The organism is Streptomyces sp. CNB091 (assembly GCF_000377965.1).
Window position 1 is genome coordinate 30,128 of sequence record NZ_KB899007.1, and the last position, 17,126, is coordinate 47,253.

The 17,126-nt window shown below is 70.5% G+C and carries 13 protein-coding genes; 9 read left to right on the plus strand and 4 right to left on the minus strand.

The genetic code is table 11. The features are described from left to right. Positions 1–81 precede the first annotated feature (81 nt). The 4 genes from secD (at position 82) to D581_RS0128255 (ending at position 6,302) form a co-directional block, all read left to right on the plus strand. The gene (gene secD / locus D581_RS0128240; protein WP_018960507.1) at positions 82–1,854 is read left to right on the plus strand and encodes a protein translocase subunit SecD; all 1,773 of its coding nucleotides are present in this window, start codon (positions 82–84) and stop codon (positions 1,852–1,854) included. Between the two features lies 1 nt (position 1,855). Next, positions 1,856–2,950, plus strand: a complete 1,095-nt coding sequence (gene secF, locus D581_RS0128245) for a protein translocase subunit SecF (RefSeq protein WP_018960508.1) — start codon at positions 1,856–1,858, stop codon at positions 2,948–2,950. After that, on the plus strand, positions 2,947–3,498 hold the full coding sequence (locus tag D581_RS0128250; RefSeq protein WP_018960509.1) for an adenine phosphoribosyltransferase: 552 nt from the start codon (positions 2,947–2,949) through the stop codon (positions 3,496–3,498). Before secF ends, D581_RS0128250 begins: the two co-directional genes overlap by 4 nt. 170 nt (positions 3,499–3,668) lie before the next feature. Beyond that, positions 3,669–6,302, plus strand: a complete 2,634-nt coding sequence (locus D581_RS0128255; protein ID WP_018960510.1) for a RelA/SpoT family protein — start codon at positions 3,669–3,671, stop codon at positions 6,300–6,302. 78 nt (positions 6,303–6,380) lie between these two features. On the opposite strand, the gene D581_RS0128260 is transcribed toward D581_RS0128255, so the two are convergent. Continuing rightward, the gene (locus D581_RS0128260) at positions 6,381–7,610 is read right to left on the minus strand and encodes a DUF349 domain-containing protein (protein ID WP_018960511.1); all 1,230 of its coding nucleotides are present in this window, start codon (positions 7,608–7,610) and stop codon (positions 6,381–6,383) included. A 212-nt stretch (positions 7,611–7,822) separates the two neighbouring features. Beyond that, positions 7,823–8,614, minus strand: coding sequence for a peptidylprolyl isomerase (locus D581_RS0128265; RefSeq protein ID WP_018960512.1), 792 nt, complete (start codon positions 8,612–8,614; stop codon positions 7,823–7,825). A 149-nt stretch (positions 8,615–8,763) separates the two neighbouring features. Between D581_RS0128265 and D581_RS0128270 the strand changes: the two genes are divergently transcribed. The 4 genes from D581_RS0128270 to D581_RS0128285 all read left to right on the plus strand — a co-directional run bounded on the left by D581_RS0128270 (position 8,764) and on the right by D581_RS0128285 (position 13,147). Beyond that, positions 8,764–9,453, plus strand: a complete 690-nt coding sequence (locus D581_RS0128270; protein ID WP_018960513.1) for an MBL fold metallo-hydrolase — start codon at positions 8,764–8,766, stop codon at positions 9,451–9,453. 15 nt (positions 9,454–9,468) lie between these two features. Next, on the plus strand, positions 9,469–10,731 hold the full coding sequence (hisS, locus tag D581_RS0128275; protein ID WP_018960514.1) for a histidine--tRNA ligase: 1,263 nt from the start codon (positions 9,469–9,471) through the stop codon (positions 10,729–10,731). A 314-nt stretch (positions 10,732–11,045) separates the two neighbouring features. Next, positions 11,046–11,684: a vitamin K epoxide reductase family protein gene (locus D581_RS0128280; protein ID WP_018960515.1), complete on the plus strand. Its 639-nt coding sequence runs from the start codon at positions 11,046–11,048 to the stop codon at positions 11,682–11,684. A gap of 92 nt (positions 11,685–11,776) precedes the next feature. Next, complete coding sequence (locus tag D581_RS0128285) at positions 11,777–13,147, plus strand: replication-associated recombination protein A (protein ID WP_026290987.1); 1,371 nt, start codon at positions 11,777–11,779, stop codon at positions 13,145–13,147. A gap of 32 nt (positions 13,148–13,179) precedes the next feature. Here D581_RS0128285 and D581_RS0128290 read toward each other — a convergent pair whose 3' ends face one another. After that, entirely contained in the window at positions 13,180–13,881 is a 702-nt protein-coding gene (locus D581_RS0128290) for a DUF2470 domain-containing protein (protein WP_018960517.1), read from the minus strand. A gap of 188 nt (positions 13,882–14,069) precedes the next feature. Here D581_RS0128290 and rpsD point away from each other — a divergent pair, with 188 nt between their 5' ends. After that, complete coding sequence (rpsD, locus tag D581_RS0128295) at positions 14,070–14,684, plus strand: 30S ribosomal protein S4 (protein ID WP_018960518.1); 615 nt, start codon at positions 14,070–14,072, stop codon at positions 14,682–14,684. Positions 14,685–14,701: 17 nt separating this feature from the next. Here the strand turns inward: rpsD and D581_RS0128300 are convergent, their stop codons facing one another. Beyond that, positions 14,702–16,912, minus strand: coding sequence for a winged helix-turn-helix domain-containing protein (locus tag D581_RS0128300; RefSeq protein WP_018960519.1), 2,211 nt, complete (start codon positions 16,910–16,912; stop codon positions 14,702–14,704). Positions 16,913–17,126: the final 214 nt, after the last annotated feature.

Consider the following 17,126-nt stretch of genomic DNA (forward strand, 5'->3'; position numbering starts at 1 on the left):
GGGGGCAGGGTCCCCACTACACTTCGTGGCCGCTCGGGCGCGTACCCGGCGCGGGGCGGTTGGACAGGGAGAAACGAGAAGGTGGCAGCACCCAAGAAGGGCCGAGGGCCGTCCGGCGGTCAGGGCAGGCCGGGGCGTGCCCTGGCTCTGATCCTCATCGCCATGGTCGCGCTCACCGGCGGGATGTTCCTGTCCGGGCACACCACGCCACGACTGGGCATCGACCTGGCCGGCGGCACGTCGATCACGCTGGAGGCACAGAACCAGCCCGGCAAGCCGAACGCGATCAACCCGACCAACATGAACACCGCGGTCGGGATCATCGAGCGGCGGGTCAACGGTCTGGGCGTCTCCGAGGCCGAGGTTCAGACCCAGGGCCGCGAGAACATCATCGTCAACATCCCCAAGGGGACGAACTCCAAGCAGGCCCAGGAGCAGGTCGGCACCACCGCCCAGCTCTACTTCCGGCCTGTTCTGACAGTTCAGGCGAGCGGCCCCGAGCAGCCCACACCCTCCGGCTCCGGGACTCCCTCGGGCAGCGCCACCCCGAAGCCCGGCGAGTCCGCCGAAGACGCGGACAAGCCCAAGGGCGAGGAGGCCACTGATTCGGAGGCCACCCCCTCGGCGAGCGCCACCACCCAGGGCCGCGCGGTCACCGGCGCCCTGACGAAGGACGACCCGACCCCCGGCGCCTCCGACAAGCCGAAGCCGTCCGACTCCCCCGGGGCGACGCCCCCTGCGGACCCGGCGACGGCCAAGCTCCAGGAGGAGTTCGCCAAGCTCGACTGCACCGATCCCAAGCAGCGCACGGAGGCCGGCAAGAACGCCAAGCCCACCGACTCGATCGTCGCCTGCGGCTCCAACGTCCCGGGCAGCTACGAGAAGTACGTCCTCGGCCCGGCCGAGGTCTCCGGCAGCGACGTCGACGACGCCAAGGGCGCCATCGAGCAGCAGACCGGCGAGTGGATCGTGTCGATGGAGTTCACCTCCGCCGGCGCCAAGAAGTTCCAGACGATCACCGGCCGGCTCTCGCAGCAGCAGCCGCCGATGAACCAGTTCGCGATCGTCCTCGACGGCGAGGTCGTCTCCGCGCCCTCGGTGCGCACGGCGCTCAGCAAGAACGCCCAGATCTCCGGCAGCTTCGACCAGCAGTCCGCCGAGGACCTCGGCAACATCCTGTCGTACGGTGCGCTTCCGCTGACCTTCGAGGAGGTGAGCGTCACCACGGTGACCGCCGCCCTCGGCGACGAACAGCTCAAGGCGGGTCTGATCGCCGGTGCGATCGGTCTCGCGCTGGTCGTGATCTATCTGGTCGCCTACTACCGGGGGCTGGCGTTCATCGCGCTGCTGAGCCTCTTGGTCTCGGGCATCCTGACGTACACGATCATGGCCCTCCTGGGCCCGGCCATCGGCTTCGCGCTGAACCTCCCGGCGGTCTGCGGTGCCATCGTCGCGATCGGTATCACAGCGGACTCGTTCATCGTGTACTTCGAACGCGTGAGAGACGAGATCCGCGAGGGACGCACGCTGCGCCCGGCCATCGAGCGCGCCTGGCCACGCGCCCGACGCACCATCCTGGTCTCCGACTTCGTATCGTTCCTGTCCGCGATCGTGCTCTTCATCGTCACCGTCGGCAAGGTGCAGGGCTTCGCCTTCACGCTCGGCCTCACCACCCTGCTCGACGTCGTCGTGGTGTTCCTCTTCACCAAGCCCCTGATGACGCTCATGGGCCGGACGAAGTTCTTCTCCAAGGGCGGACCGTGGTCCGGGCTGGACCCGAAGCGGCTCGGCGCCCAGCCGCCGTTGCGCCGCTCGCGCCGTGTCAACGCCCCCACCGAACCGAAGGAGGCGTGAGATGTCGCGACTCGGCAATCTCGGCGCCCGGCTCTACCGCGGCGAGGTCGGCTACGACTTCATCCGCAACCGCAAGATCTGGTACGGCATCTCGATCCTGATCACCATCACGGCCATCATCGGCGTGGCGGTCGGCGGCCTCCGCATGGGCATCGAGTTCAAGGGCGGCGCGGTCTTCACGACCGACACCAAGGCCCAGATCTCCACCGCCCAGGCCACGGACGTGGCGACCGAGGCCTCCGGCCACCTGGCGATCGTGCAGGAACTCGGCAACGGCGGTCTGCGCATCCAGATCACCGAGGTCGACACCGCCAAGGCCAACGAGATCAAGGAGACGCTCTCCGACGAGCTCGGCATCCCCGCCAACGACATCAACGCGGACCTGGTCGGCCCCAGCTGGGGCGAGCAGATCGCGAACAAGGCGTGGACCGGTCTCGGGGTCTTCATGATCCTGGTGGTGATCTATCTGGCCATCGCCTTCGAGTGGCGGATGGCCGTCGCCGCCCTCATCGCGCTGATCCACGACATCACCATCACGGTCGGCGTCTACGCCCTGGTCGGCTTCGAGGTCACACCGGGCACGGTGATCGGTCTGCTGACCATTCTCGGTTACTCCCTGTACGACACGGTGGTGGTCTTCGACAGCCTCAAGGAGGGCCAGAAGGACATCACCAAGCAGACCCGCTTCACGTACAGCGAGATCGCCAACCGGTCGATCAACAGCACGCTCGTCCGCTCCATCAACACCACCGTGGTGGCGCTCCTGCCGGTGGCCGGCCTGCTCTTCATCGGCGGCGGCGTCCTCGGCGCGGGCATGCTGAACGACATCTCGTTGTCGCTGTTCGTCGGTCTCGCCGCCGGTGCCTACTCCTCGATCTTCATCGCCACGCCGCTCGTCGCCGACCTCAAGGAACGCGAGCCGCAGATGAAGGCGCTGAAGAAGCGGATCCTCGCCAAGCGGGCCGCCGCGGCCGCCAAGGGCGAGTCCCCCGACGACGACGGCCCCGAGGACCAGTACGACGACGCCCAGACCGCGGGCACGGCGATCGGCCGCCCCCGGTCGCACGGCCACACCCCCGGGAGCGCTGAGCGATGACGAGCACCACCGAATCCACCAGGGAGCTACTGCTCAGCCGGATCCGCGATGTCGCGGACTACCCGAAGCCGGGGGTGATGTTCAAGGACATCACCCCGCTGCTCGCGGACCCGGTGGCCTTCACGGCGCTCACCGACGCCCTCGCGGAGCTGTGCGTACGGCACGGCGCCACGAAGATCGTCGGCCTGGAGGCGCGCGGCTTCATCCTGGCCGCGCCCGTCGCGGTGCGGGCCGGCATGGGGTTCGTCCCGGTCCGCAAGGCCGGGAAGCTCCCCGGTGCCACGCTGAGCCAGTCCTACGAGCTGGAGTACGGCAGCGCGGAGATCGAGATCCACGCGGAGGACCTCGACGCGGAGGACCGGGTCATGATCATCGACGACGTCCTCGCCACCGGCGGCACCGCCGAGGCCTCGCTGGAACTCATCCGGCGGGCCGGAGCCCAGGTCGTGGGCGTCGCGGTCCTCATGGAGCTCGGCTTCCTCGCGGGCCGGGCCCGTCTGGAACGCGGCCTCGCAGGCATACCGCTGGAGGCTCTGATCACGGTCTGAACGCCGGTCGCCCGTCCCGCGACGGACACCGAGCACGAGAGGGATGGGCACCCGGGAACACCGGGTGCCCATCCCTCGTTGTGCAGGCTCCCACCGCCCCGGGCGAGGTCCCGCCGGGGGATCGATACCATGGGCTCTCCGGGTACCCCGGATCCGCACGAGGAGCGCTCTTGCCAGACGAGGCCCAGTCAGCCGCCGCCCCGCAGCCCGACAAGCCCGTGGCGGCCCCCGCCACGCCGGAAAAGGCCGCGCCCTCGAACGCGCCGGAGCCCGCGCCCGCCGAACCCGCCGCCGACGCCGCGCGCCCCCCGGCCGCCGCGAAGCCCACCGGTCCGGCCGCCCCTCCCGCGAAGCCCGCGGGCCCCGAGACTCCGCCGACTCCGGCCGGGACGACCGGGCCCGCGCAGCCACCGGCGAGGAAACCGGCCCCTGAGGCGCCCAAGCCCCCGGCTCCTGGCCCCCCGGCGAAGACCGGGGCCACCGCCGGGTCCGCCTCCCGCACCGGCGGCTCCTCCAACCGGGTGCGGGCCCGCCTCGCCCGACTGGGCGTACAGCGCTCCAGCCCGTACAACCCCGTCCTGGAACCCCTCCTGCGTACGGTCCGGGGCAACGACCCCAAGATCGAGACGGCCACGCTCCGCCAGATCGAGAAGGCCTACCAGGTCGCCGAGCGCTGGCACCGCGGCCAGAAGCGCAAGAGCGGCGACCCCTACATCACCCACCCGCTGGCCGTCACCACGATCCTCGCCGAGCTGGGCATGGACCCGGCGACGCTGATGGCGGGCCTGCTGCACGACACCGTCGAGGACACCGAGTACGGCCTGGACACCCTGCGGCGCGACTTCGGGGATCAGGTCGCCCTGCTCGTCGACGGCGTCACCAAGCTCGACAAGGTCAAGTTCGGCGAGGCCGCACAGGCCGAGACCGTACGCAAGATGGTCGTCGCCATGGCCAAGGACCCCCGGGTCCTGGTCATCAAGCTCGCGGACCGTCTGCACAACATGCGCACCATGCGCTACCTCAAGCGGGAGAAGCAGGAGAAGAAGGCCCGCGAGACGCTGGAGATCTACGCCCCCCTGGCGCACCGGCTGGGCATGAACACCATCAAGTGGGAGCTGGAGGACCTCGCCTTCGCGATCCTCTACCCCAAGATGTACGACGAGATCGTCCGGCTCGTCGCCGAGCGCGCCCCCAAGCGCGACGAATACCTCGCCATAGTGACCGACGAGGTCCAGGCCGACCTGCGCGCCGCCCGCATCAAGGCCACCGTCACCGGCCGCCCCAAGCATTACTACAGCGTCTACCAGAAGATGATCGTGCGAGGCCGCGACTTCGCCGAGATCTACGACCTGGTGGGCATCAGAGTCCTCGTCGACACGGTCCGCGACTGCTACGCGGCGCTCGGCACCGTCCACGCCCGGTGGAATCCGGTGCCCGGGCGGTTCAAGGACTACATCGCGATGCCCAAGTTCAACATGTACCAGTCACTGCACACCACGGTGATCGGTCCCAGCGGCAAGCCCGTCGAGCTCCAGATCCGCACCTTCGACATGCACCGCCGCGCCGAGTACGGCATCGCCGCCCACTGGAAGTACAAGCAGGAGCCCTCCGCCGGCGTCTCCAAGGTGCGTACCGACGTGCCCAGGAGCACCGGTCGCGGGCAGGACACCGTCAACGACATGGCGTGGCTGCGTCAGCTCCTGGACTGGCAGAAGGAGACCGAGGACCCCAGCGAGTTCCTGGAGTCCCTGCGCTTCGACCTCTCGCGCAACGAGGTGTTCGTCTTCACGCCGAAGGGCGACGTGATAGCGCTGCCCGCAGGCGCGACCCCCGTCGACTTCGCGTACGCCGTCCACACCGAGGTCGGCCACCGGACCATAGGAGCACGGGTCAACGGGCGGCTCGTCCCGCTCGAATCGACGCTCGACAACGGCGACCTGGTCGAGGTCTTCACCTCCAAGGCGGCCGGCGCCGGACCCTCCCGGGACTGGCTCGGCTTCGTCAAGTCGCCGCGCGCCCGCAACAAGATCCGCGCCTGGTTCTCCAAGGAGCGCCGCGACGAGGCCATCGAGCAGGGCAAGGACTCCATCGCGCGCGCCATGCGCAAGCAGAACCTGCCGATCCAGCGCATCCTGACCGGCGACTCCCTGGTCACCCTCGCCCACGAGATGCGCTACCCGGACATCTCCTCGCTGTACGCGGCGATCGGCGAGGGCCATGTCGCGGCGGCGGGCGTCGTGCAGAAGCTGGTGCAGGCACTCGGCGGCCACGACGAGGCCAACGAGGACCTCGCGGAGTCCACTCCGCCCTCGCACGGCGGTCGCGGCAAGCGCCGCGCCAACGCGGATCCCGGCGTCGTCGTCAAGGGCGTCGAGGACGTCTGGGTCAAGCTGGCCCGCTGCTGCACGCCCGTCCCCGGCGACCCGATCATCGGCTTCGTCACCCGGGGCAGCGGCGTCTCCGTGCACCGCGCCGACTGCGTCAACGTGGAGTCGCTCTCGCAGCAGCCCGAACGGATCCTGGAGGTCGAGTGGGCCCCCACCCAGTCCTCCGTCTTCCTGGTCGCCATCCAGGTCGAGGCGCTGGACCGCTCCCGGCTGCTCTCCGACGTCACGCGGATCCTCTCCGACCAGCACGTCAACATCCTGTCGGCGGCCGTCCAGACCTCCCGCGACCGGGTGGCCACCTCGCGCTTCACCTTCGAGATGGGCGACCCCAAACACCTGGGCCACGTCCTGAAGGCCGTGCGCGGGGTGGAGGGCGTCTACGACGTCTACCGGGTCACCTCGGCCCGCAGGCCCTGAGGGCTGTCCCGCCCTGAGCACCGGCAACGGAAAGGCCCCGGTACGCGCGACGCGTACCGGGGCCTTCTGACAGCCGTCTCAGCCGCCGAACTCCTCCAGGCCCTTGAGCGCCTGGTCCAGCAGCGCCTGGCGGCCCTCCAGCTCCTTGGCCAGCTTGTCCGCACGGGCGTTGTTGCCCTGGGCGCGCGCGGTGTCGATCTGGCCGCGCAGCTTGTCCACGGCAGCCTGGAGCTGACCCGTCAGACCCGCGGCGCGGGCCCGCGCCTCCGGGTTCGTCCGGCGCCACTCCGACTCCTCGGACTCCTGGAGCGTCCGCTCCACCGCCTGCATCCGGCCCTCGACCTTCGGGCGGGCGTCACGCGGTACGTGGCCGATGGCCTCCCAGCGCTCGTTGATGGACCGGAACGCGGCCCGGGCCGCCTTGAGGTCCTTCACCGGCACCAGCTTCTCGGCCTCCGCGGCGAGCTCCTCCTTCAGCTTGAGGTTCTCGCCCTGCTCGGCGTCCCGCTCCGCGAAGACCTCGCTGCGGGCGGCGAAGAAGACGTCCTGGGCGCCGCGGAAACGGTTCCACAGGTCGTCCTCGGACTCGCGCTGGGCGCGGCCCGCCGCCTTCCACTCGGTCATCAGGTCGCGGTAGCGCGCGGCCGTGGTCACCCAGTCCGTGGAGCCGGACAGCGCCTCGGCCTCGGTGACCAGCTTCTCCTTGGCCTTACGGGCGTCCTCGCGCTGGGCGTCCAGGGCGGCGAAGTGGGCCTTGCGCCGCTTGGAGAACGCCGAGCGGGCGTGCGAGAAGCGGTGCCACAGCTCATCGTCCGACTTGCGGTCGAGACGGGGGAGAGCCTTCCAGGTGTCCACCAGGGCCCGCAGCCGCTCACCGGCCGAGCGCCACTGCTCGCTCTGCGCCAGCTCCTCCGCCTCGGTGACCAGGGCCGCCTTGGCCTGCTTGGCCTCGTCGGTCTGCTTCGCCTTGAGGACCTTGCGCTCCTCGCGCCGCGCCTCGACCGTCGCGACGAGCGCGTCCAGCCGCTTGCGCAGCGCGTCGAGGTCGCCCACCGCGTGGTGCTCGTCGACCTGCTGCCGCAGGTGGTCGATGGCCGTCGTCGCGTCCTTCGCCGACAGATCGGTGGTCTTCACCCGCCGTTCGAGGAGGCCGATCTCGACCACAATGCCGTCGTACTTGCGCTCGAAATAGGCCAGAGCCTCCTCGGGCGAACCGGCCTGCCACGATCCGACGACCTGCTCGCCCTCGGCAGTACGCACGTACACGGTGCCCGTCTCATCGACGCGGCCCCACGGGTCGCTGCTCACAGCGCCTCCTCCACCTGATGCCTGCGAGGGGGTTCGCCCCCCGGGCATCGTCCACAGTTTCCTGGGGCGGGCATCGCCCGCCCTGCACAACGCCAATCTAGGCGACCGGCCACCCGGCTGTCCGCACTCAGCACGGCTGAAATTCTCCGCTCCGGCCAGCGGCGGCGCTCTGCCCGGCCGGTCGCCGTACCCGTCGGTCCCGTCCCGACGGTTCAGCCCTTCTCGACCGAAGCCTTCTCGACCGTCACGGCCTTCTTCGGGGCGCCGTCGCCCGCACCGCCCTCGACACCGGCCTCGCCGACCTTCTGGACGGCCTTCAGCGAGGCGTCGTCCATCGTGCCGAACGGGGTGTAGGTGGGCGGGAGCTTCGTCTCCTCGTAGACCAGGAAGTACTGGCTGCCACCGGAGTTCGGCTGGCCGGTATTGGCCATCGCCACCGTGCCCGGCGGGTAGACGACCGTGCCGTCGGCGCCCGCCTTGCCGAGCGCGTCCAGGTTCTCGTCCGGGATGTTGTAGCCGGGACCGCCCGTGCCGTCGCCCTTCGGGTCGCCGCACTGGAGCACGAAGATGCCCTGGGTGGTCAGCCGGTGGCACTTGGTGTCGTCGAAGTACTTCTTGTCGGCGAGCGCCTTGAAGGAGTTCACCGTCTGCGGAGTCTTCGCCGCGTCCATCGAGAACGCTATGTCGCCCTGGCTCGTCTTGAGCGACATCGTGTACTTCGCCTTTTTGTCGATCTTCATCGGCGGCGTGGGAGCCTTGCTCTCGCTCTCCGAAGGCTCCGGAGCGGGACTCTGGCTCGACGCCGCGTCGCTCTTCTTGTCCTTGTCGTCGTCCTTGCCCGCCACGACGAACGCGCTCACACCCACGACGGCGACCACGGCCACCGAGGCCGCGACGATCGCGGTGACGCGCCTCGTCCTGCTGCGCGCCTCCTCCCGGCGCTTCTGCTGGCGCTCGAACTTTTCCCGGGCGAGCTGCCGCCGCCGCTGTTCGCTGCTGGACACCGGTTGGGCTCCTTGTTACGTCGTGAGATGAGGGCCTGAGTTGCCCGTACCGTATATGGGTTACCTGTGTCGTGAGGAGCGCCGGTAGGCTCTGATCCGCCGCATCCTTCGCCGTTGCCGCATCCTCCGGACGAACATTAAGGACGATCGTGCTCATTGCCGGGTTCCCCGCCGGGGCCTGGGGGACCAATTGCTATCTGGTCGCCCCCGCCGCCGGTGAGGAGTGCGTGATCATCGACCCGGGCCACCAGGCCGCCCAGGGCGTCGAGGAGACGCTGAAGAAGCATCGGCTCAAGCCCGTCGCCGTCGTCCTCACCCACGGCCACATCGACCATGTCGCCTCGGTCGTCCCCGTCTGCGGCGCCCATGACGTCCCCGCCTGGATCCATCCCGAGGACCGCTACATGATGAGCGACCCGGAGAAGGCGCTCGGCCGCTCGATCGGGATGCCGCTCATGGGCGAGCTGACCGTGGGGGAGCCGGACGACGTCAAGGAGCTGACCGACGCCTCGAAGCTGACCCTGGCCGGTCTGGAGTTCGCCGTCTCGCACGCGCCCGGCCATACCAAGGGGTCGGTGACGTTCGGGATGCCCGAGGCCGCGGACGTTCCGCCGGTCTTCTTCTCGGGCGACCTGCTCTTCGCCGGCTCCGTCGGACGCACCGACCTGCCCGGCGGCGACCACGCCGAGCTGCTCGAGTCGCTGGCCCGTGTGTGCCTGCCGCTCGACGACTCGACCGTGGTGCTGTCCGGCCACGGCCCCCAGACGACCATCGGCCGCGAGCGCGCCTCCAACCCGTTCCTGAACGGTCTGGACGCGGCGCCGCGCCGAGGAATGTAGACGAGAGACGCAATCGTGAGCACCTTTCAGGCCCCCAAGGGCACGTACGACCTGACCCCGCCCCGTTCCGCGACGTTCCTCGCCGTGCGCGAGGCCATCGCGGCCCCGCTGCGCGACTCGGGCTACGGCTACATCGAGACGCCCGGCTTCGAGAACGTCGAGCTCTTCGCCCGCGGTGTCGGTGAGTCCACCGACATCGTCACCAAGGAGATGTACACCCTCACCACCAAGGGCGGCGACCAGCTGGCCCTGCGGCCCGAGGGCACCGCGTCCGTGCTCCGCGCCGCCCTGGAGGCCAATCTCCACAAGGCGGGCAACCTCCCCGTCAAGCTCTGGTACTCCGGCTCGTACTACCGCTACGAGCGCCCGCAGGCGGGCCGCTACCGCCACTTCTCGCAGGTCGGCGCCGAGGCCATCGGCACCGAGGACCCGGTCCTGGACGCCGAGCTGATCATCCTCGCCGACCAGGCGTACCGCTCGCTGGGCCTGCGCCGGTTCCGCATCCTGCTGAACTCGCTGGGCGACAAGGAGTGCCGCCCGGTCTACCGCGAGGCGCTCCAGACCTTCCTGCGCGACCTGGACCTCGATGAGGAGACCCGCCGCCGCATCGAGATCAACCCGCTGCGCGTCCTGGACGACAAGCGGGCCGACGTACAGCAGCAGCTCACGGACGCCCCGAAGCTCCGCGACCACCTCTGCGACGCGTGCAAGGCGTACCACGAGGAGGTCCGGTCGCTCCTCACGACCGCCGGGGTGGCCTTCGAGGATGACGAGAAGCTGGTGCGCGGCCTCGACTACTACACCCGTACGACCTTCGAGTTCGTCCACGACGGTCTCGGCGCCCAGTCCGCGGTGGGCGGCGGCGGCCGCTACGACGGACTGTCCGAGATGATCGGCGGCCCCGAGCTGCCGTCCGTCGGCTGGGCGCTCGGCGTGGACCGCACGGTCCTCGCGCTGGAGACCGAGGGCATCGAACTCGACCTGCCCTCCACCACCAGCGTGTACGCGGTCCCGCTCGGCGAGGAGGCCCGCCGGGTGCTGTTCGGCGTCGTCACCGAGCTGCGCCGCGCGGGGATCGCCGCCGACTTCGCGTTCGGCGGCCGCGGTCTGAAGGGCGCGATGAAGAGCGCCAACCGCTCGGGCGCGCGCTACACCCTGGTCGCGGGCGAGCGCGATCTCGCCGAGGGCGTCGTCCAGCTCAAGGACATGGAGTCCGGCGAGCAGGGCCCGGTGGAGCTGGCCGAGGTCGCGGCGGAGCTGATGAAGCGGCTCGGCTGACCGAGGCGTGAGCGGGGCGCGGGCGGAAGGACGTTAAGGTCCTGCCGCCCGCGCCCTTCTCGTTCGCTGTCAACCCGGTGAGCGGTGATTCATCCTGGCCGGTGACCCCGACTTGGAGCCTCCCGCGCGGTCGGCCTCGCCGGACCGGCGCAGGGGACACGCGCATCGTCCGTAGTCCTGGCCCCGCCACCCAGCGACTCCGCCCGGGGGAGTGCTCGCGGGCGCACACCTTTATGTTCATCGAACGGTTGATCCGTACGGGGGTGCGGCACAATGACCATGCCCGGCTGACCACTCGGTGACGGAACGGCGATATGACGACTGCAGCGGTAGACCACGATCTCTCCTCCGATCAGGACGAGGGCGGCCGCAAGCGCACCTTCGGGGCCGGACGCGGTCTCGCCCTGCTCCTGGTGATCACCGGCGCGGCCGGACTGCTGGCCGCCTGGGTCATCACGCTCGACAAGTTCAAGCTGCTGGAGGACCCCTCCTTCACCCCCGGGTGCAGCCTCAACCCCGTCGTCGCGTGCGGCAACATCATGAAGAGCGAGCAGGCCTCCGTGTTCGGGTTCCCCAACCCGATGCTGGGCCTCGTCACGTACGGCATGGTCATCGCGATCGGGATGGGGCTCCTCGCCGGCGCGCGCTTCCGCGCCTGGTTCTGGCTCGGGCTGAACGCCGGGACGCTCTTCGGCGTCGGCTTCTGCACCTGGCTCCAGTACCAGTCGCTGTACAACATCAACTCGCTCTGCCTGTGGTGCTGCCTGGCCTGGGTCGCCACCATCGTCATGTTCTGCTACGTGACCACGCACAACGTCAAGCACCGCATCCTCCCGGCCCCGGCCTGGCTGCGGAACGGCCTCACCGAGTTCCCGTGGGTGCTGCCGGTGATGTGGATCGGCATCATCGGAATGCTGATCCTGACCCGCTGGTGGGACTTCTGGACCAGCTGAGGCACCTACGACTCTGGTAGGTGGTGAGCGCCTACGACTCTGGATAGGTGGCCCCGGCGGCACTGTCAGTGGGGTCGCATAGGCTTCATGACGTGGAGCCCGACCTCTTTACCGCAGCCGCCGAAGACCGCCAGGAGAAGGACCCGTCCAGCAGCCCCCTCGCTGTCCGGATGCGTCCCCGAATCCTCGACGAGGTCGTCGGCCAGCAGCATCTGCTGAAGCCGGGCTCGCCGCTGCGCCGCCTCGTGGGTGAGGGGGGCGGCGGTCCGGCCGGCGCGTCCTCGGTCATCCTGTGGGGACCGCCCGGCACCGGCAAGACGACCCTGGCGTACGTGGTCAGCAAGGCGACCAACAAGCGCTTCGTCGAGCTCTCAGCGATCACCGCGGGCGTCAAGGAGGTCCGGGCCGTCATCGAGAGCGCGCGCCGCGCCACCGGTGGCTTCGGCAAGGAGACCGTCCTCTTCCTCGACGAGATCCACCGCTTCTCCAAGGCCCAGCAGGATTCCCTGCTCCCCGCCGTGGAGAACCGCTGGGTCACCCTCATCGCCGCCACCACGGAGAATCCGTACTTCTCGATCATCTCCCCGCTGCTGTCGCGGTCCCTGCTGCTGACCCTGGAATCGCTGACCGACGACGACCTGCGTGATCTGCTGCGCCGGGCGCTGACCGACGAGCGGGGCCTGGGCGGGGCGGTCACCCTGCCCGAGGACGCCGAGGCGCATCTGCTGCGCATCGCGGGCGGCGACGCGCGCCGGGCCCTCACGGCGCTGGAGGCCGCCGCGGGCGCGGCCATCGCCACGGGCGAGGCGGAGATCACCCTGGAGACGCTGGAAGCGACCGTCGACCGCGCCGCCGTGAAGTACGACCGGGACGGCGACCAGCACTACGACGTGGCCAGCGCGCTCATCAAGTCGATCCGCGGCTCCGACGTGGACGCCGCTCTGCACTACCTGGCCCGCATGATCGAGGCGGGGGAGGACCCGCGGTTCATCGCCCGTCGGCTGATGATCTCGGCCAGCGAGGACATCGGCCTGGCCGACCCCACCGCACTGCCGACCGCCGTGGCCGCCGCCCAGGCGGTCGCCATGATCGGATTCCCGGAGGCGGCGCTCACCCTCAGCCACGCCACCATCGCACTGGCGCTCGCCCCCAAGTCCAACGCGGCGACCCTGGCGATCTCCGCCGCGCGGGAGGACGTGCGCAAGGGGCTCGCGGGACCAGTCCCGGCCCATCTGCGCGACGGCCACTACAAGGGCGCGGCCAAGCTCGGCCACGCCCAGGGCTATGTCTATCCGCACGACGTGCAGGGTGGCATCGCCGCCCAGCAGTACGCCCCGGACGCGGTCCGCGACCGGCGGTACTACACCCCGACCCGCTACGGCGCCGAGGCGCGGTACGCGGACGTCGTCGAGCGTGTGCGCGAGCGCCTGGGCCGGTCCGGCGAGAGCGCGGAGCCGTCCTAGGTCTACAGGGACTGGGGGCCGAGGCCCCTGGATCAGGAGGCGGCCGCCTCGAAGAGCGTGTGCATGGCGCGGCGCAGCTCGGTGACGTCGCGGACCGGCTCCGGGAACTCGAAGCGGGCGTCGAAGCAGGAGCCCCGGTCCTCGACGAAGCGGACCCGCAGCCCGAAGCGGTCCAGGGCGACGGGCACGGCCCTGGGCTGCTGGGAGGAGCAGGCGCGGGCGGTGCGCTCGCCCAGCAGCCCGCACAGGGTGCGCATCTGCTCGTCGTGGGCGGAGTGCAGATGCTGGAGCAGCTCCGGCTCGTGGAGGACCAGCGGGTCGGGTACCGCGTCCCGGAAGTCCTCCGGCTCGATGTCCTCGGCGCCCCAGAGGTCGTCCACGTACGCCTCGCCGAACTCCAGGCGCAGCATCATCCGGCCGGCCGGGGCAAGTCCGGGGACGGAGGTGAGCCAGCCGGAGACCCACGCGCGGCCGCGGATCCGGTGCGGTACGGAGACCGGGGCGACGTCCGTGATCTCCAGCACGGCGGTCAGCTCGTCGCCCTGCGCGTGTGTGGCGGCCCGAACGGCCGGGGAATCCGCGGGGAATTCGAGGAACAGGTCGCCCTCGGGGCCCACGCTCCTGCTGTCCGGGATGAGGGGTTCGGCGCGGGCCAGGTCGAGCCCCGGTACGACGAGCAGCGCGGAGCAGGTACTCTGTACGAGAGTTCGTGTGCGCTCGGCTGCTGACGGCATCCGAGTGTTTTCAAGCCCGCTGGGACGCGGCTGACCACGATCAGATCGGCCTTCCGTCGTAGCAGCACCTTCTGGTGTGCTGCCGCTGTCTGTGCTGTCCGTGACGTGAGTGGTGTTCCCAGGGCGAGACATGCGATCTCCTTGAGTAAGGTAAACCTAACCTAACCTACAACGGAGGTCTGGAGAACGTGCCTAACCAGTCGCGTCCCAAGGTCAAGAAGTCGCGTGCCCTCGGCATCGCTCTGACGCCCAAGGCTGTCAAGTACTTCGAAGCTCGTCCGTACCCGCCGGGCGAGCACGGCCGTGGCCGCAAGCAGAACTCGGACTACAAGGTCCGTCTGCTGGAGAAGCAGCGCCTGCGTGCGCAGTACGACATCAGCGAGCGCCAGATGGCGCGCGCCTACGACCGTGCCAAGAAGGCCGAAGGCAAGACGGGCGAGGCGCTGGTCGTCGAGCTCGAGCGCCGCCTCGACGCCCTGGTCCTGCGTTCGGGCATCGCCCGCACCATCTACCAGGCCCGTCAGATGGTCGTCCACGGCCACATCGAGGTCAACGGTGGCAAGGTCGACAAGCCGTCGTTCCGCGTCCGTCCCGACGACGTCGTGATGGTCCGCGAGCGCAGCCGCTCCAAGGTCCCCTTCCAGGTGGCCCGCGAGGGTGGTTACGACACCGACGGTGAGACCCCGCGCTACCTCCAGGTGAACCTGAAGGCCCTGGCCTTCCGCCTGGACCGGGACCCGAACCGCAAGGAGATCCCGGTGATCTGCGACGAGCAGCTCGTCGTCGAGTACTACGCCCGCTGATCCAGGCGTAGCCGCTCTCACCAGCGCTCCGGCCCGCCCCTCCCTGTCATCCGGGAGGCGGCGGGCCTTCGCGTTCCCCCGGATCCGCCCGCCGTCGGCGCGCCGCCCGCGCCCGGTCCGTCCACCGTCGCCGCCGGTCCGCCGCCGGCCAGGGCCCGTTCGACCGCGGTGGCCGGATCCAGCCGCCGGCCCGCCCGCAGCCCCTCCTCGTACGCCACGTTCCCCAGCTCCCGGCGCGCCCGCTCCTCGCACTCCGCCCGCGGCCGCCCGTAGAACGCCGAGCCGAACAGCTGCAACCCCACCGACGGCCAGACGCCCTCCGCCGCTCCCTGGAGCACGGCGGCCTCCCGGGAGTCCCCCTCCACCGCCGTCACCAGGGCCAACAGCTCCAGCGACAGCACCGTGCCCAGCAGATCGTTGAACGTCCGGCCGATCGTCAGGCACTCCCCGAGCATCTGCCGCGCCCGGGCCGGCCGACCGCGCCGCAGCGCCGCGTACGCCAGGACGTACAGCGCGTACGCCAGCGCCCACCGCTCCCCGTGGTCCTCGCAGACCTCCCGGACCTCGTCGCAGATCGCCGCCGCCGCGTCCAGATCACCGAGGAACGCCACCGCCATGGCCAACTCCACCTGCGCCATCAGCACATTGCTGTTCAGCTCGCCGACCTCGCGGTACCGGCCGAGCGCGTCGCGGAGCAGCTCCTCGGCGCGCTCCATGTCGTCCGTCACGATCGCCAGGCACCCCGTGCGGTGCACCGCGTACGCCAGTGCGGTCGCGTCCCCGGAGCGCTCGGCCTCCTCCCGGCACTCCTGGAGCGCCGAGATCGCGCCGACCGCGTCGCCCTGGAGCACGGCGACGTAGCCCAGCACCCACAGCACCTTCAGCCGTGCGGCGTCGTGCGGGGTCGGCTCCTCCAGGACGTGGTCCAGCCAGTGCCGTCCCTCCGACAGCCGCCCGCAGCCGGCCCAGTAGAACCACAGCGTGCCCGCCAGATACTGCGCCAGATGCACCTCGTCGGGGCTCTCCATCGAGCACTCCATCGCCCGGCGGAGGTTGGGCAGCTCGCTGTCGACGCGCGCCGCCACCTCCGCCTGACGCGGACTGAACCAGTCCAGCTCGCACCAGGTCGCGAGCCCCAGGAACCAGTCCCGGTGCCGCCGCCGCAGCCGCGGGGCGTCCCCGGCGGCCGCCAGCCACTGCGCCCCGTACTCGCTGACCGTGTCCAGCAGCCGGTAGCGGGCGCCGGCCGGGCCGTCCTCGCGCTCCACCACCGACTGGGCGAGCAGCTCGTCCAGCACATCGAGCACCGAGTCGGCCGGCAGATCCGGCCCGCCGCAGATGTACTCGGCGGCCTCCAGGTCGAACGATCCCGCGAACACCGAGAGCCGCGCCCACAGCAGCCGCTGCTCGGGCGTGCACAGCTCATGGCTCCAGCCGATCGCCGTACGCAGCGTCTGGCGGGGCGGCGCGCCGCGACGGCCGCCGGTCAACAGCCGGAACCGGTCGTCCAGGCGCAGGAGCACCTGCTCCACCGAGAGCGCGCGCAGCCGCCCGGCCGCCAGTTCCAGGGCCAGCGGAATGCCGTCGAGGCGGCGGCAGAGCTCCACCACGGACGCCCGCTCGCCCGCCGTCGGCTCCCAGCCCGGCCGGACCCCGCGCGCCCGCTCGGTGAAGAGCTCCACCGCGTCCCCGTCGGACATCGGGGCGAGCGGGAACGTCCGCTCCCCGTCCACCCGGAGGGGGCAGCGTCCGGCCGCGAGCACCTGGAGGCGCGGAGCCCGGCGCAGGAGTTCGGTGACGAGGTCGGCGCAGGCGTCGACGAGGTGCTCGAAGCCGTCGATCACCAGCAGCGTGCGGCGCCCGGAAAGATGTTCGACGAGGGTGGCATGCGGGGGCCTGCTGGTGTGATCGGTCAGCCCCAGGGCGTCGACCAGGGCGTGTTCCAGCAGGTCGGGGTGGCGGACGGCGGAGAGCTCGGCCAGCAGGGCCCCGCCGCAGTACCGTTTCTCCCGAAGTGCGGCGACCCGGATGACGCACCGGGTCTTGCCCACACCCGCCACTCCGGCGACGGTGACGAGCCTGGGCTCCTCCAGCAGCCCGCCCAGCTCGGCCAGTTCGTCCTCGCGCCCGACGAAGGGGTTCAGTTCGGCCGGGAGATTGCCGGGCGCCCGTGCGGGGCGGGCGTCCGGATCGCCGGGATTCGGGCAGGGGTCGTGCAGGCGTCGCATGAAACACGGAGCGTACTGGCTTGAAAGCTCTCCGTACAATCTCGTTATGGCAACTCCCGCCCCGCCCGCGGAGAATGCGGTAGGGGAGGAGATGCGCGGCGCGATAGGCTCGTGTGACGACGATCGGGCGTCCGGGCCGAGGCCCGGACGCGACCGACGGAGACAAGGCCCGGCAGGGCCGAGCGACGAGCAGAGAGCGGTGCACAGTGTCCGG

Bases quoted from the DNA above. Each gene is read 5' to 3' on its own strand.
- D581_RS0128250 (WP_018960509.1), top strand. From the start codon at position 2,947: ATGACGAGCACCACCGAATCCACCAGGGAGCTACTGCTCAGCCGGATC.
- D581_RS0128280 (WP_018960515.1), top strand. From the start codon at position 11,046: ATGACGACTGCAGCGGTAGACCACGATCTCTCCTCCGATCAGGACGAG.
- secF (WP_018960508.1), top strand. From the start codon at position 1,856: ATGTCGCGACTCGGCAATCTCGGCGCCCGGCTCTACCGCGGCGAGGTC.
- D581_RS0128300 (WP_018960519.1), bottom strand. From the start codon at position 16,912: ATGCGACGCCTGCACGACCCCTGCCCGAATCCCGGCGATCCGGACGCC.
- D581_RS0128290 (WP_018960517.1), bottom strand. From the start codon at position 13,881: ATGCCGTCAGCAGCCGAGCGCACACGAACTCTCGTACAGAGTACCTGC.